The organism is Neptunomonas antarctica (assembly GCF_001305295.1).
Lineage (GTDB): Bacteria > Pseudomonadota > Gammaproteobacteria > Pseudomonadales > Balneatricaceae > Neptunomonas > Neptunomonas antarctica.
The window spans coordinates 86,974-101,979 of record NZ_LJSI01000044.1 but is presented as its reverse complement, the minus strand read 5'-3'; the positions used below and the strand labels follow the sequence as shown (position 1 = coordinate 101,979).

At 46.9% G+C, this 15,006-nt stretch carries 14 protein-coding genes; 9 read left to right on the top strand and 5 right to left on the bottom strand.

Translation table 11 applies throughout. The features are described 5' to 3' along the window. Positions 1 to 23 precede the first annotated feature (23 nt). The 6 genes from Nant_RS11405 (at position 24) to Nant_RS11380 (ending at position 5,820) form a co-directional block, all read left to right on the top strand. The gene (locus tag Nant_RS11405; RefSeq protein ID WP_054341775.1) at positions 24 to 974 is read left to right on the top strand and encodes an ABC transporter substrate-binding protein; all 951 of its coding nucleotides are present in this window, start codon (positions 24 to 26) and stop codon (positions 972 to 974) included. Between the two features lie 44 nt (positions 975 to 1,018). Further along, a complete protein-coding gene (gene tenA / locus Nant_RS11400; RefSeq protein WP_054341774.1) occupies positions 1,019 to 1,696 on the top strand; it encodes a thiaminase II in 678 nt (225 codons plus the stop codon). Then, positions 1,693 to 2,496, top strand: a complete 804-nt coding sequence (thiM, locus tag Nant_RS11395) for a hydroxyethylthiazole kinase (RefSeq protein ID WP_054341773.1) — start codon at positions 1,693 to 1,695, stop codon at positions 2,494 to 2,496. Before tenA ends, thiM begins: the two co-directional genes overlap by 4 nt. Before the next feature lie 8 nt (positions 2,497 to 2,504). Next, positions 2,505 to 3,134, top strand: coding sequence for a thiamine phosphate synthase (gene thiE, locus Nant_RS11390; protein ID WP_179078924.1), 630 nt, complete (start codon positions 2,505 to 2,507; stop codon positions 3,132 to 3,134). Between the two features lie 464 nt (positions 3,135 to 3,598). Then, complete coding sequence (locus Nant_RS11385) at positions 3,599 to 4,468, top strand: TIGR02285 family protein (protein WP_054341771.1); 870 nt, start codon at positions 3,599 to 3,601, stop codon at positions 4,466 to 4,468. Positions 4,469 to 4,509: 41 nt separating this feature from the next. Beyond that, on the top strand, positions 4,510 to 5,820 hold the full coding sequence (locus Nant_RS11380) for a sensor domain-containing diguanylate cyclase (RefSeq protein ID WP_162224940.1): 1,311 nt from the start codon (positions 4,510 to 4,512) through the stop codon (positions 5,818 to 5,820). Between the two features lie 137 nt (positions 5,821 to 5,957). On the opposite strand, the gene Nant_RS11375 is transcribed toward Nant_RS11380, so the two are convergent. Together Nant_RS11375 and Nant_RS11370 are read right to left on the bottom strand one after the other, a co-directional pair. After that, positions 5,958 to 7,334: a sensor histidine kinase gene (locus tag Nant_RS11375; RefSeq protein ID WP_054341769.1), complete on the bottom strand. Its 1,377-nt coding sequence runs from the start codon at positions 7,332 to 7,334 to the stop codon at positions 5,958 to 5,960. Next, positions 7,327 to 8,016, bottom strand: a complete 690-nt coding sequence (locus tag Nant_RS11370) for a response regulator transcription factor (RefSeq protein WP_054341805.1) — start codon at positions 8,014 to 8,016, stop codon at positions 7,327 to 7,329. The genes Nant_RS11375 and Nant_RS11370 overlap by 8 nt, the downstream gene beginning before the upstream one ends. Before the next feature lie 153 nt (positions 8,017 to 8,169). On the opposite strand from Nant_RS11370, the gene Nant_RS11365 reads away from it, so the two are divergent. From Nant_RS11365 to Nant_RS11355, 3 genes are read left to right on the top strand one after another with little or no spacing between them, the layout of a single operon-like run. After that, positions 8,170 to 9,549, top strand: coding sequence for a TolC family protein (locus Nant_RS11365; protein ID WP_054341768.1), 1,380 nt, complete (start codon positions 8,170 to 8,172; stop codon positions 9,547 to 9,549). 36 nt (positions 9,550 to 9,585) lie between these two features. Next, positions 9,586 to 10,878: an efflux RND transporter periplasmic adaptor subunit gene (locus Nant_RS11360; protein ID WP_054341767.1), complete on the top strand. Its 1,293-nt coding sequence runs from the start codon at positions 9,586 to 9,588 to the stop codon at positions 10,876 to 10,878. Further along, positions 10,875 to 14,027 (top strand): efflux RND transporter permease subunit, encoded by a 3,153-nt coding sequence (locus Nant_RS11355; RefSeq protein ID WP_054341766.1) that lies wholly within the window; start codon positions 10,875 to 10,877, stop codon positions 14,025 to 14,027. Before Nant_RS11360 ends, Nant_RS11355 begins: the two co-directional genes overlap by 4 nt. 55 nt (positions 14,028 to 14,082) lie before the next feature. Here Nant_RS11355 and Nant_RS11350 read toward each other — a convergent pair whose 3' ends face one another. The 3 genes from Nant_RS11350 to Nant_RS11340 form a co-directional block, all read right to left on the bottom strand. Further along, the gene (locus tag Nant_RS11350) at positions 14,083 to 14,337 is read right to left on the bottom strand and encodes a hypothetical protein (protein ID WP_054341765.1); all 255 of its coding nucleotides are present in this window, start codon (positions 14,335 to 14,337) and stop codon (positions 14,083 to 14,085) included. Positions 14,338 to 14,367: 30 nt separating this feature from the next. Then, on the bottom strand, positions 14,368 to 14,610 hold the full coding sequence (locus Nant_RS11345) for a hypothetical protein (RefSeq protein ID WP_143773514.1): 243 nt from the start codon (positions 14,608 to 14,610) through the stop codon (positions 14,368 to 14,370). A gap of 91 nt (positions 14,611 to 14,701) precedes the next feature. After that, a complete protein-coding gene (locus Nant_RS11340; RefSeq protein WP_054341763.1) occupies positions 14,702 to 14,962 on the bottom strand; it encodes a pyruvate kinase alpha/beta domain-containing protein in 261 nt (86 codons plus the stop codon). Positions 14,963 to 15,006: the final 44 nt, after the last annotated feature.

Here is a 15,006-nt window from a genome sequence, read left to right as displayed (position 1 = left end):
AACTTAATCAAAAAGGAAGTTTAATGAAAAAGAACATTATCTTGGCGGCACTAGCGCTTGCCTCAAGCCTGCTGTCGGTGACGGCGCAGGCTGACACTAAAACACTGACCCTGATGCTGGATTGGTTCGTCAATCCGAATCATGGTCCTGTGATTATTGCGAAAGAGCGCGGTTATTTTAAAGCTCAGGGTCTTAACGTTGACATTCAAGAGCCCGCAGACCCGAGTATGCCGCCAAAACTGGTCGCCGCTAACAAGGTCGATTTAGCTATCTCTTATCAGCCGAGTTTGACGATTGATGTAGCGGCGGGTTTACCCCTGATCCGCTCGGCAACCTTGATTGCGACACCGTTGAATACCTTGATGGTGCTAGATAATAATAAGATCAATGATCTGTCTGATCTGAAAGGTAAAAAAATAGGTATCTCTATCGCCGGTAACGAAGAGGCAAGCATAGGTACTATGTTGCAAACGGTCGGTCTTAACTATGACGATGTGGAGATTATCAATGTAGGCTGGGCGCTTTCTTCTTCACTGGCTTCTGGCAGGGTCGATGCTATCTGGGGTGGATTACGTAACTTTGAAACGAACCAACTTGCCCTTGAAGGTTTTAAAGCGAAGACCTTTTTCCCTGAAGACTATGGTGTACCTGTCTATGACGAACTGATCTTTGTGGCCAATGCAAATACCTATGATAAAGCCGCGATCATTGGATTTAATAAGGCCATAGAGCAAGCGACCCTTTATATTGTTAATCACCCGCAAAAAGCATGGGAAGAGTTTGTGGCGTACGCACCAGACACCTTAAATAATGAGCTTAATAAACGGGCCTGGAACGATACCTTCATGCATTTTTCATTGCATCCTGCCGCGGCCGATCTGCAACGCTACGATGACTATGCCCAATTTATGTATGCGCAAAAGATCATTACGACCTTGCCAAAAGCACAGAATTACGTCCCAACGTTTCAATAAATTGTCTTCTGCTATCAATAAACAGTAATAAAACGAGTTGTTATATGAACCATCAAGATTTAATCAATGCCTGTCGTCAAGATTGGGATGCATACACCCAGCATGCCTTTGTTCAACAGTTGGCAAAAGGCACGTTAGCGCAGCCCTGTTACCTGCATTACCTTAAACAAGACTTTTTGTTTTTAAAACAATATGCACGTGCCTATGCGCTGGCAATTTACAAAGCACACACCTTAGCTGATATGCGTAAAGCGCTACCCAGTGTCAATGCATTACTGGATTCAGAAATAAGCCACCATGTGAGTTATTGCGCTAACTGGGGCCTGACTGAATCTGACCTGGAAGCAGAAGACGAAGACTTTGGTACGGTTGCCTATACGCGTTATGTACTGGATGCCGGCATGAAAGGGGATATTGTTGATTTATACGCGGCGTTAGCACCCTGTTCTATAGGGTATGCAGAAATAGGACGCAACCTTAGCGCAGATGAAAACACCCAACTGCAAGGCAATCCATTTGTAGACTGGATTACCCTCTATGCGGGTGATGAATTCCAGCAAAGTGTCGCTCAAGGTACCGCGCATATAGATACGTTACTCGCTGAAATTGACCTGGATAGCCAGCGTGGCCGAAATCTGATCACCGTATTTCGAACCGCAACACGGATGGAAATTGCTTTTTGGCAGCAAGGCTTAGATGCCTTCTCTAAGGACGAAATATGAATCAGAACTTAGACTCCCCTATTAAAACGATTGTGACAGCGTTACATGCGCTACGTGAGCAAAAACCGCTGGTGGTGAATATCACTAACTATGTGGTGATGAATAATACCGCTAATGCGTTGCTTGCGATGGGCGCGTCGCCCATCATGGCGCATTCCCGTGAAGAAATGGCTGAAATGATGTCTTTTGCGGGTGCACTGGTGATTAACATCGGCACCTTAGACAGCCAGTGGATACCACGTATGGGGTTTGCGATTGAACAGGCAAATATTAATAATAAGCTGGTTGTACTTGACCCTGTAGGATGCGGAGCCAGTGCGTTGCGAACGGCAACGTCACGTCAGATTGCACAAGCCGCGAATAAATTGATTATTCGGGGTAATGCTTCAGAGATCATCGCTCTGGCAGGAGAAAAGGGACAGAGCAAAGGCGTTGAGGCGCTGGATAGTAGCGATGCGGCCGTTGGCGCTGCGCGATATTTGGTTAAAACTTATCAATGCAACGTTGTTATTTCCGGTGCGACTGATTTTGTAATTACACCTGAGGGTCAGCTTCAGCTGCATAATGGCCATGCAATGATGCCATATGTTACCGGAATGGGATGTTCGTTGAGTGCGCTGACGGGTGCCTTTGCCGCCGTAGGCGAAGAGACTGGATTAGCGGCGACCGCGATTTTTGGTGTGGCTGGCGAGATTGCAGCCGAGCAATCAAAAGGCCCGGGGAGCTTACAACTTAACATAGTGGACGTCTTGTATCAGATGGATGAAGCAACACTCATTCAACGTTTAAAATTATCGTGAGCGTAACAGTGAATCCATACCGTTTATATTTAGTCACGGACGATAAACAAGATCTGGCAACATTAAAACATGTCGTTAAAGAGGCCGTTGCCGGTGGCGTGACTATGGTGCAAGTGCGAGAAAAGCAGGGCGATGTTCGCTGTTTTATCGAAACAGGGCTGGCAGTGAAAGCTATCTTACAAGGAACCGGCGTGCCTTTAATCATTAATGATAGGGTAGATGTAGCGTTGGCGATTGATGCTGATGGCGTGCATCTTGGTCAATCGGATATGCCGGCAGAAACAGCGCGTCGACTGATGGGTAAGGATAAATTACTGGGCCTGTCGATTGAAAATGAACAGCAGCTCATCGAAGCCGAATCATTGCCCGTCGACTACTTAGGGTTGAGTGCCATTTTTTCAACACCCACAAAAACCAATATTAAGAAAGAATGGGGCATCGAAGGACTGGCGAAAGCCGTTGCGCAAAGCTCTTTTCCTATTGTAGCTATAGGCGGTATTAATGCTGCTAATCTCGATGCTATTATCGCCACCGATGTTGATGGCGTTGCGTTGGTATCGGCGATTTGTCATGCAAGATCCCCCAAAAATGCAGCAAGAAAATTTAGAGCTTTGATGAAAAGTGGGCATCCTGTTTGACCATATGGGCTAGTGCTATGACCGTTAAATTTGAGTATCCCTTAGTTTAGAGTTGTTATTTAAATTTTTGACACTTAATCTCAAGCGTCTAGTCATTAGCCTGACATATTGTCGGTTAGCGCTGCTTTTCGTACCGTTGGACATCAAACCCCCGTAATGGTCGGCACAAGACGAAGGCCTGAACATCTATGAGTGTTGCACTTATTACCTGAAATCCCGCTACGCTCAGATCTACACTGGACGGTCAATTACTCCTTAGAATGAACGGTTAATTCCAACGCTAGTTTTTACACTGATTCCAAATGTCGACCTTAAATATTTAGTAACATAAACCCAAAGAAATTAAGGTACTATAAATAGAATAAAGTGCTTTTTTACGATACAAGTTCAGTATGGCAATGACTGCTTGCATCCATCATAACCAGAAGCAAAAAATAATAAAAAACTTAAAAAGATGAGCTGGAATGACTATTCATAAAAAAGTATATGCGCTGTTAGTTGTCTTTTTATACGTAGGGCAGGTATCAGCGAATACCGATAAAACCATTACATGGTATAAACCAGAATTCCCACCTTTGAGTATTGTTAATGGGTCTGATGCGGGGAAAGGGTATTCAGACCGGATTGAAAATTACCTGATTCAGGAAATGGGTAGTTTTGACCATGTCATATTAGTATCACCGTTTAAACGTACGTTGCGTGATATGAAAAAGGGTTTGAACGCTTGTTCGGTAACTTTACTTAAAACACCTGCACGATCAGAATTTATTGCCTTTACCAAACCTGCACGGCTGTTGTTACCCAATGATCTTGTTGTACGTAAAGCTGACCTGTCTAAATTCAATCACTTCAAAGATGAGTCGGGGCGTATCTCGCTTGAAAAAATAATTCAATCTGGAACTGTGCGCATTGGATACTCAAATGGTCGTTCTTATACCAAACCGATAGATGCCCTCCTGGCCAAATATAAAGGGTCTGAGAAGCTGATCGAAAGATTGGGCAATGAAGGGCCAAAAGGCCTGTTAACGATGTTAACCAAAGGTAATATCGATGCCATGTTTGCTCAACCGGTTGAGGCCCAGTTCCATGGTCGTTCCATCGGTGTTGCATCTGATATCGTCCAACTGCCGATCAAGGAAATTAAAGAGTATACGGTCGGCTATATTGGCTGTTCTAAAACCCCTTGGGGTGAGGCTGTGATAAAAAAGATTGATGCTTTGTTAGTTGAAGCGGTGAAGCGTGATGATTTTAGACGTTTCTATGAAGACTTTTTGGATGAAGATTCGAAAAGACGTTATCGAAAAATTTATGCTGAATATTTTAAACTTAAATGAGAGTGACTTCCCAGCTCGCGGCTTCAGAAAGTAAAGCACTGTTGCGAGATCAAATTTGGTTTCGTCAAACTATTTTCACGCTTTGCTTCACCTTTTTTTTAGGACTGACCTTAAGCATTGTAACCATTGCGCTTGATTTGTTTGATGAACAAGTGATGGCTCGTCGCAATGCGAGCGAAGTGGCCAGTGCAATGCGCCGTCAAGCTGCTCAGGCTGTATTTAATATTGATCCGGCATTAGCCAGAACTGTGGTGCAAGGGTTAGGAGAATATGACTTATTCAAAAATGTGCGCATTATTGATGATTTAGGTGAAGACCTTTATAAAATTGAACGAGAACCCATCCAGTCGGTTTTATCAGGGATTGCTGATATGTTGTTCAGTTCTGAAAAACCAATTGTCGTATTACTTACCTTTCCTGGTGTCAAAGGTGAGATTGGACGCGTTGAAGTGCGCTTGGATAGTTACCTTGTAGCGGAACAGTTTTTTCAACGCTCCTTTCGCACAATCATTGGTAGTTTCTTACGTAACATCATCCTGAGTGCCGGCCTGTTAATTCTATTTTATTATACGCTGACCCGTCCCTTGATCCATTTAGGACGTCAAATAAACGAAATTGATCCAAACAATCCTGATAAAGAACTGGTCGTTGATGCCTTTCATAAAAAAAGCGAATTAGGTGAAATGGCGGGGTTGTTGAACCTGTTATTAAAAAGACTGAAAGATGTGCAAAATAAATTCAAACGTGCAGAGCAAGCGCTAGTTGATCAAAATAATAAACTGGAAAATATGGTCGCAGAGCGCACTACAGAGTTGCGTGATGCGAATATAAAGTTAAAACTTTTGGCAACAACCGATCCTTTAACGGGTGTTTACAATCGACGATTTTTCGAGGAATTCGGCACAAAAATAGTTCATAATATGCAACGCTATGAGCGCACCGTTGCCATACTGAGTTGTGATCTGGATAACTTTAAAGAAGTAAATGACAGTTTCGGGCATGCAATGGGGGATGAAGTCTTACGGGGATTTGCTTCGTGTTTTTCATCGATTATCCGTGAGAGTGATATTTTTGCCCGTCATGGTGGAGAGGAGTTTGTTATCCTGTTAAGTGAAATATCACTGGAAGATGTTTGCGTAATGGGTGAACGCTTGCGTAGTAGCTTTAACGAAATGACATTTTTCCATGAAGGTAGTGACGTGAATTTTTCCGTCAGTATTGGCTTGTCAATGGCCCCATTTCATAGCGGTTATGACATGCATGATTTAATGAAGGTAGCTGATATGGCGCTTTATAAGGCAAAAGAATTGGGTCGTAACCGTTTGGAAATAGCACCCCGAAATATTGGATAAAATGCCTGCTTTACTCTTGTATGGATGTTACAACTTCGTTAATCACTTCTCTGGTTAGCTGGCAACAAGGTTGAAACCTTAACGTGCATCTCAATCTTCATTAGGATTATTTATCAAAAAAATAGTAAGCACTCGTATCAGGGTCGGATTGCCCAGTTTAAGGTTGCGCTGCAGCCTCCATTAGCGTTGCTGTTTAACGTGAGTTTCCAGCCTTTTCTGTTGGCAATACGCGATACAATATCCAGTCCTAGGCCAAAACTATCTCTTCCTGATTGCCCTCTTTTAACCAGGTTAGTGTCACCGCTTAAACCTATGCCGGTATCGGTGATGCAAATACCGCTGTTGTTTACATCGATATCAATTTGGCCTTCAAATGTATGTTCAAAGGCATTTCGGATAAGATTTGCAAGGAGAATTCGCACCAGAGCAGGGTCATACAGTGGTATATTTTGAGTGTTCATCGAGATGCTGACGTTGATCTTGCGACCTTCAATCAAGTATCCCAATTGGTCGACTAGTTCGGTCAGTATTTGCTGTAAATCGTCGGCTTTTATCGGGCTTTTCTCTAATGACTGCCCTGGTGGCTGATCAGCTTGACGGTCGCCGGGAGGCGCTTCCAGGGAGAGCCAGAGTAACGCTTCGGTGGTTTCTTTCATATTGACGCAGGCCTGGCGAATATGTAGCAAAGGTTGGCTGATATCTTGTTTTCCCATGGCTAAGCGACGTTCAATAATATCCAGCGCACTGCCTACCACTGTGATGGGGGTACGCAGTTCGTGACTGGCGTTTTGTAAAAAGGTTTTTTCGCGCTGATGAAAGGTATGTATGCGCTCCATTGCCTGCTTCAGAGCATGGGCCACCAGACCAATTTCTGTTCGATCCTGCAATATCGGGTGCGCCTGTACAGGGCTGGTTTCATCCGCTTTGTGGGCCATATCAGCTAACGCTTCCATCGGTTCAAGCACTCTGCGGTTAAAGCGTCGGGCCATCCAGAAAACCGCAGCCAATAATATAAAAAAGACGACGAAGGACGCGATTAATACGGTTTCTAATACAGGAGGCCGTGTGTTAACGGCTGTGTTGTTGTGAAAATGATAAACGGCGAATAGCTGTCGCTCTCCCTTTTCAATCGGCATCGCGGTGAGCATGATAAAGGGGCTTACTCCGGGTTGTTTTTCGTCACTATTAATACGGTTTTTGTATAATTCATAATTGTTAAAAACGTTTTCCGGAAACCGCAAAGATACCGAGATCGGCAAATTTTCCTGGCCCACAAAAATAGAAAATTCGTCGCTTTCAAGGATGGTTTTATCAAGCGAGCCCTCATCATGAAGTTGCGCATAGTAGGCGCCAATGACGAGCAACCCTTTTCGCGTCGCGATATCAAGAGCATCTACATAGATATATAAGATAAGGCTAGCGAAGCCTGCGACGATAAAGCCGGTCAGCAACAATAATTGGTTACGTAAAAAAGAACGTAGGCTGTCGCGTTTTGAATCTGCTTGTTTATTCACTATTGCTATCCGTTTCTGTGGCTGCCCGAAGTACAACGCCCACATTTTTTAGCGTATGCAGCAAGGGTGTTGTAAACGGTTTATTGATCGCTTTGCGTAATTGATACAAATGTGATTTTAATGCGTCTGAGTCCGGGGGGGAGTCCTGCCAGATCACTTGCTCCAGCTCTCTGCGTGTAAGTGGCGCGGGACTTGTCTTAGCGAGTGCAACCAGCAGTTTCCAGCCGATAGGATGAAGGGTTAGCCGTTTTTCCTGGCGATAGGCTTCACGTAAGGGTAAATCCAGTGTTAGGTCGGCGACCTGTAATTGCGGCTTCGCGGCAACGGCGCGTTTGGCTAGAGCTTTAATGCGAACCACGAGTTCCGGCAGGTCAAACGGCTTGACCAGATAGTCATCGGCACCCACATTGAAGCCTTCCAGTTTGTTTTCCAGGGAATCCCGGGCGGTAAGCATTAGTACCGGCGTAAGGTTGCCTTCTGCCCGCAGTTGTTCGCAAACGCTAAGACCGTCCATGCCGGGCAGATTGATATCCAGTACGATAATGTCGAAGTGCTGTTGCTGGGCCAGCTTTAACCCGTGATCACCGCGCTCAGTGTAATCGCACTCAATGTCATCCAGTTCCAGGTACTCAATAATATGTGCAGCTAAGGGTCGGTTGTCTTCAACCAATAACACCAGCATGGGGTTCACCTTTTCAATGTAGTTCGGCAGATACGGTATGGCGCCCATTATACGATAATGGAAACGTGCATTTTCACCTTCATTTCACCTGGGTCAAGATATCATTCCTCTGCAATTTGAACCCACGTAGACGATATCTGGTAATACCCGACCATGAAGCTGACTTTTTTAACTGGCACTGTCGTTATCGGCACCGCAATAATACTCGCGGGCTGTGCCGTAACACCGCCAACTTTTGAACAATTACCACAGCAAAGCCCGCTTCTGAAAGAGACCTGGATCTCAACTCAAACCTCAACTCAAGCATCGACGCTGACACTCACCGAAAGCTTATTGGCCTTGTTCGACGACGCGTCTTTGACTCAGCTGGTTAAGCAGAGTCAGCAGCGCAATCTGTCGTTACTACAGCAAAAATCGGCGATGCAAGCGATGGCGGCGACGCTGACTCAAGCCGATGCGGCACTCTATCCGGAGGTTTCCAGCACACTCCTTAGCAGTCGGCAGGACACTGGTAGCAGTATTTCACAGAACCACAGTCTAACACTGGATGTTAGCTGGGAGCTCGACCTATGGGGGCGTTGGGGTGCCGAGTCAGACGCTGTGTTAATGGATTTTGAGGCATCGAGGTCAACTTACCTGTCGCTAAAGGATTCCATCGCGGCTCAAACCATGCAAGCGTACATTGATGCGGTCAGTCAATCTCAGCTGGCAGCGTTAAGTGACGAGAAATACCTCAGCTTTGAAAAAACCTTAACTGTCGTGTTGTCACAATATCAATCGGGAACGGCTGATCTCGACGAGCTCACCGAGGCGCGACAAAATCTGGCCAGTGCGAGAGCCGATCGTGTCGAAAGCAAACTGTTGCAGCGTAATGCGATACGCACCTTACAGGTGTTGGCGGGAGGCTACCCCGATGGTATGGATTTCGTGGGTAGCACGCTGCCTGTCATGCTGTCGCCCCCTGATGCGGACGTGCCCGCCACTGTGCTGGCGCGCCGCCCTGACGTGCAATCCGCGTGGTTTTCAGTGCAAAGTGCTGCCTGGACGGTCGCCGCTAAAGAGGCGGCGCAATTGCCGGATATTTCGTTGACGACGACGCTGGGTAATTCTAGCGAATCGCTAAAAGATCTTCTCACCGGCGATACTATTTGGAATCTTGCCGCGTCCATCGGTTACACCTTGTTCGACAGTGGCGCCTTAAAAGCCCAGGTGACGCAAAGTCAAAGCCTGGCCGAACAGAGCTATTATCTGTATCTGGAAACGCTGCTTACCGCGCTTAATGAAGTGGAAACCGGTCTCGATACGGAGCAAGCCTATTACAAATTTGAGAGTGCCCAACGGGAGGTTGTCGTGCAAGCCAGCCTGCTACTCGCCAATGCCGAGCAGGACTACCGCGACGGTTTGATAGACATCTCCGACTGGCTTACCTACCAGCGAAGTTATTTTGATGAGCAGTCCGCACTGATTGATGCGCTTAATCAGCGTTTACAAAACAGAGTTAGCTTAGGGCTGGCGCTGGGTTTGGGGGTTTAAGTGTCGTCAGGGAATCAAGAGTCCAAGAGGTTAAGTATGAGTTTTATGTCTTATAAAAAATCGATTATTACCAGCGTTGGTGTTGTCGTTATCGTTGGTGTCGTATCGCTACCCGCAGTGCAATCGCGTCTTCCTTTTCAGGGTATGTTGGCAGAAGCTGCTGGAGAAAAGATGACTCAGAAGGATACAGGTATAACAAGGACAAAAGGTGCTTCAGCTCAGGACAATAGCGGGGCGTCCACTCAGCTATTAGTGACCGTAGTTGAGGTGCTGAAGCTGACGCAAACACCACTCGTTAGCGGTTATGGTGAGGTGGCTGCCCGATGGACTACCGAATTAACCGCCGAAGTGAGTGGTCGGGTCGATCAGGTCAGCGACAAAATGCTGGCGGGTAGCTCATTCAAAAAAGGAGATGTGTTAGCCCGCATCAATAGCGTCGATTATGAAAGCGAACTGGCGGCGGCTAAGGCTGCTGTAGCCACGGCAAACGTGACTTATCTTGAGCAGCAGCGCGAAACCCGGCAGGCGAAAGAGCGCTGGGAGCTCAGTGGTTTGTCGGGCAAGCCATCCGCCTTAACGTTGAAAACGCCTCAGTTGGCTGAAGCACTGGCGTCTTTGGCGTCAGCCAAGGCCGCCTTAATCAAGGCAGAAAAAAACCTGGCGAGAACCACCATTATTGCCCCGTTTAACGGACGGGTAAGTTCGCGAACTATTAATCCAGGGGGCTATGTATCAGCGGGCACTACTATTGGGGAGGTGTTCGCCACCGATAGTGTGGAAATCAATATCGCGTTAAATGAACAACAGTTTGCCTTAATCGGTAGTGAAGAGCAGGCCATCAATAGGTCCGTTAATCTGATTGATACCGCTGACATTAATACGCAATGGACCGCCAGGATAGCGCGTTTTCAATACCATATCGATAGCGCTGAACGGACACGTAATCTGGTACTGGTCGTGAGTCGTGATCAGGCCGCTGAATATTTAATGCCAGGCACCTTTGTAAAAGCCTCGATACCGGGAAAAGCGCTTGATGATCTGCTAAAGCTACCGGCAAGTGCGCTGTCGCGAGAGGGTTACATCTGGTATGTGGAAGCCGGTGTTTTACAGCGTTTTAAAGCGGATATAGCCTACCGAAAAGATGATTATCTGGTGGTAAGAGGGCAAGGAGAGCAACGCCGCCTACAGGTGGTTCGATATCCTCAATCAGCATTCCTCCCCGGTCAGGCGGTTAACGCGGAATCGGTTAGTACTAATTTGACTGATAGTGAAACCGAACAGACGACAGCCGTGAAAGAGCAGTTGATTTCGTTAGGAGACGGTGCATGAACCAACAACAAGGCATCGTGGCCTGGTTTGTCAGAAACCCGGTGGCGTCCAACTTACTGATGATGATTATCCTGATTGCCGGATTTTTCACCATGAGCGGGCTTCGCACCGAATCTTTTCCGGCTTTTCCGCCGGAGAAGGTGTCGATTTCTGTATCGGTCAGTGGCGGCGGTATTCAGGATATCGAGGAAGGTGTCGTACTGAAAATTGAAGAAGCGCTACAAGAAGTCCAGGGCATTGATAGCGTGCGAAGCACGATTAAAAACGGAAGTGCTTCGGTGGTTGTTACTCGGATAGATGGCTACGATTTAACGATCTTAAAAGATGATATCGACGCTGAAATTAATGCCATCAGCAACTTTCCAACCGCGGCAGATAATCCGGTTGTTGAAGCGGCGCAGCGTGAATCTGACGCCATCTGGATCGCTGTGTATGGCGATGCAGACACTAAAAATCTGAAATTAGTGGCGGAGGATCTTCGCAGCGAACTGCTGGACGATGACGACATCAAGCAGGTCGATGTCAGTGGTGAGCCCACGGAAGAGATAGGTATCGCTGTTTCTGAACAGGTATTACAGCGCTACGGCTGGACACTGGCGGATATCGCCGGCCAGGTTAAGGCTCAATCGGTCAACCAATATGCCGGCGAACTCAGCAGCGATGAAGGGGAGATCACGGTGCGGGGGGACTTTCAGAGTTATTATCAATCTGATTTTGAAAGCATTGTAGTACAGGCAAATACGGATGGCGCGTTAATCCGTTTAGGGGATGTCGCCAGTGTTAGTGATAATTTTTCTGAGCAAATGGTTGTTTCCCGATTTAATGGCGATAGCGCCATTATGTTAAAGGTTGTGGTGACGGGTGATACCAGTTTAACCAATGCCGCGGATGCCGCGAAAACGGTGATGACGGAGTACTTAAAAAACAATAACGTACCAGCAAATATTCACATGGACACTATGGGAGATCAGTCGGTTTTTATTGGTGAACGGCTCGATACTATGGTGGAAAACGGCCTTATTGGTATGTTGTTGGTGGTCATACTATTGGCCCTGTTTCTGCATCCCATGTTGGCACTGTGGGTGGCGGTCGGCATCCCCATTGCGTTTGCTGGCGCAATGCTGGCTATGGGGCCGTTGGGGCTTAATCTGTCGTTAAATGAACTGACTACGTCGGGGTTCCTGGTCGCACTGGGCATCTTAGTGGATGATGCCATTGTTATTGCAGAAAGTGTCTATTCAACCCGTCAACAGGCCTCGCGCGAGGGTAAGCAGGGTAGCAATGCCATTGCGCTGACTATTCAGGGTGCAAAGAAGGTGGCAATACCCGCCACGTTTGGCGTGTTAACGACGGTAGCGGCGTTCTATCCGTTAATGTTTATCGACGGTCGAATGGGTAATATTTTTGGTCAGCAGGCCATGGTGGTGATTGCGGTACTGATTTTTGCGCTAGTTGAATCCAAGCTGATTTTGCCTGCCCACCTTGCTCATATCAAACTAGAAACTAGCCAGAAACGCACTTACTGGAGTCGCGTTCAGTCGTTTTTTCAAAACGGTCTGCAGAAAGTGATCGATGATTTTTATGTGCCGAGTATTCACTGGGTTATTAAACATCGTGGTACTAGCCTGGTTGGCTCCGTGGTTATTTTTATACTGGTGGTCGGCTTGATCCCTGCCGGTCAGGTGAGGATTAGTTTTTTTCCGGATATCGAACCCTCAGTGGTGATGTCCAGCTTTGAAGTGCAGGACTCTTTCGGAAAGGGGCATACCTATGAAATTATCGATAAATTAGAGCAAAGCTTAATTGAAACTAATCAAGAGATTAAGAAAAAATACCAGATGTCCATCGATCCGGTGACGGCGATTTATGTTAACTCCAGTGATAATACGTCAGGCAGCGTCACCGGTGAACTGGCAGAGGATAGCTTACGGGATTTTGACGCCGATGAGGTTAGTAGTCTCTGGCGTGAAAAAACCGGAGCGTTGGAAGGCATCACCGTATTGGATTTCGATGGTGCCAGAAAAGGGCCGGAAGCGATCCGGATTGAATTGAAAGCCAAACAGATGAGCACCCTGGCCACCGCTTCAGCGACACTGCAGCAAGCGATGGCCGAGATTGAGGGGGTGACGGATATACACGACAATTTAAAGGTCCATCAGCCACAGTTAAATATTAAAATTAAACCGGCGGCCTACGGCCTGGGGCTAACCAATACTGATATTATGCAGCAGGTGTCGACCGCCCTGTATGGATCTCAGGCGCAACGGATTCAGCGCGGTAGCGATGAAGTAAAAGTGATGGTGCGTTACCCGGCACAAGAGCGAAAATATCTAAGCGACATTGATAATCTGATGATTCATACAGCGGATGGCGCCGTGATCCCTTTTTATGTGGTAGCAGAAACCGTTTATGCGGATAGCGTTTCGCAGATTGACCGTCTGGATCGCTATCGCGCGGCCAGTGTGATTGCCGGAGTCAACAAGCAACAGATCTCTTCCGGAGATGTGATTCGCCAGTTGCAGGCCGATGCTATCCCACGGTTATTGCAGACCTATCCCGATTTGAAAATCGAATTAAAAGGCGAGGCATCGGAGCAGAGTAAAAGTACCTCGTCACTATCGCAGGGGCTGGTGGTGGCGGTGTTGATTATTTATGCGTTATTAGCGATTCCGCTACGTTCCTATACTAAACCCCTCGTGATCATGAGTATTATTCCCTACGGTGTCTTAGGCAGTATTCTCGGTCACTGGATCGTGGGCATCAATATCGGTATTCTCTCTTTGTTTGGCACCATTGCGTTATGCGGCGTGGTGGTGAATGACAGCCTGGTGCTGGTATCGAAATTTACTGAGTTACAAGACGAGGGCATGAGTACAGCGTCAGCGATTGTGGAGGCGGGTAAAACGCGCTTGCGGGCCATTCTGTTAACGTCGTTGACGACATTCGCCGGATTGACTCCACTGTTGTTGGATGATTCCAGTCAGGCGCAGTTTTTGATCCCTATGGCGGTGTCGCTTGGTTTTGGTATTCTATTTGCCACCTTTACGACACTGTATGCGCTGCCCATTATCTTAAGTTTCCAGGACTCTGTAGCCGTTGGCTTTGATCTAATTAAGCAGCGAATGGGAGGGCGGTTAGCTAAAGGGTAAACTTGTTTGGGTTATCAGTCCGCCTCACTCAATAGAATGAGGTACGGACTGCCTGCTATTCTCGTTTAGGCGGGCGTCCTGATGCTGGCATAGCGACTAGTTTACCGTCATGCTCCTTACAAATACCGTCAAGAATTTCTCCACGACCTTCAAAGCTCACTTTGTCATCCGCCTGTTTACCTTTGCACGCCTCAATAGCTTCAGGGGGCGGCCCTTTTGGTCGTTCTTGTTGTGCGGCGAGGCTGATTACCGGTGCTAGCCCGAGTAAAGTAGTAGCCAGCATTAGGGTAAGCATTCGTTGTTTGTTCATTGAATTTCCTTTTAGTGCTTTATTAATCTTTTAAATATTGTAGAAAAGACATTTGACGCCTTTCTTCGTTGATTCCTGCTCTTCCACCGCGAGGTCTTCAATTGTTCGTGCCTCAAATTTTGCCAGTGTGTCCGCCATCAGCGGGCGCCGATCTGCAGGTAATAGAGAAGAGTTATTGTTAGATTGTGACTGAGGGAGGGCCATGGCGGCGCCTGATAGTCCACTCATCATCCTTGTATCTCCGAACATTGATTTGAGATCAGAGTAACTCATAAGCTCGCCCGGAATGTGAAGACAATGTGAAACCGTATACTCGGGCGGTGAAGATGTAGGAGGTTATCTAACACTTCCCGGGAGGTTTATTTCAGATACGCAACACCTTCAGCGTATTGGTTCCGCCTTGTGCGTTCAGGTAGTCCCCTTTGGTGATGATAACCAGATCACCGCTGGCAACTATGTCGCGTTTGATGAGTTCATCAATAGCGTTGCGGTTAAGCGTTTCAGGGTCGAGTAGCACCGAATCAAAAGGAATCGTATGTACGTCTCTATAGAGCGCCACCCGACGCTGTGTTTCTTTATGACGAGAAAAGGCAAAGATTGGCAGTGATGAGCGTAAACGAGACATTAATTGCGACACGGATTATCATAGAATCTCCTAGCTATTTATTG

What these genes read in the sequence shown, in the direction of transcription:
- Nant_RS11385 (WP_054341771.1), top strand. Translation starts at nt 3,599, where the DNA reads ATGACTATTCATAAAAAAGTATATGCGCTGTTAGTTGTCTTTTTATAC.
- Nant_RS11370 (WP_054341805.1), bottom strand. Translation starts at nt 8,016, where the DNA reads ATGCTGGTGTTATTGGTTGAAGACAACCGACCCTTAGCTGCACATATT.
- Nant_RS11355 (WP_054341766.1), top strand. Translation starts at nt 10,875, where the DNA reads ATGAACCAACAACAAGGCATCGTGGCCTGGTTTGTCAGAAACCCGGTG.
- tenA (WP_054341774.1), top strand. Translation starts at nt 1,019, where the DNA reads ATGAACCATCAAGATTTAATCAATGCCTGTCGTCAAGATTGGGATGCA.
- Nant_RS11405 (WP_054341775.1), top strand. Translation starts at nt 24, where the DNA reads ATGAAAAAGAACATTATCTTGGCGGCACTAGCGCTTGCCTCAAGCCTG.
- Nant_RS11365 (WP_054341768.1), top strand. Translation starts at nt 8,170, where the DNA reads ATGAAGCTGACTTTTTTAACTGGCACTGTCGTTATCGGCACCGCAATA.
- thiM (WP_054341773.1), top strand. Translation starts at nt 1,693, where the DNA reads ATGAATCAGAACTTAGACTCCCCTATTAAAACGATTGTGACAGCGTTA.
- Nant_RS11350 (WP_054341765.1), bottom strand. Translation starts at nt 14,337, where the DNA reads ATGAACAAACAACGAATGCTTACCCTAATGCTGGCTACTACTTTACTC.
- Nant_RS11340 (WP_054341763.1), bottom strand. Translation starts at nt 14,962, where the DNA reads ATGTCTCGTTTACGCTCATCACTGCCAATCTTTGCCTTTTCTCGTCAT.
- Nant_RS11345 (WP_143773514.1), bottom strand. Translation starts at nt 14,610, where the DNA reads ATGAGTTACTCTGATCTCAAATCAATGTTCGGAGATACAAGGATGATG.
- Nant_RS11360 (WP_054341767.1), top strand. Translation starts at nt 9,586, where the DNA reads ATGAGTTTTATGTCTTATAAAAAATCGATTATTACCAGCGTTGGTGTT.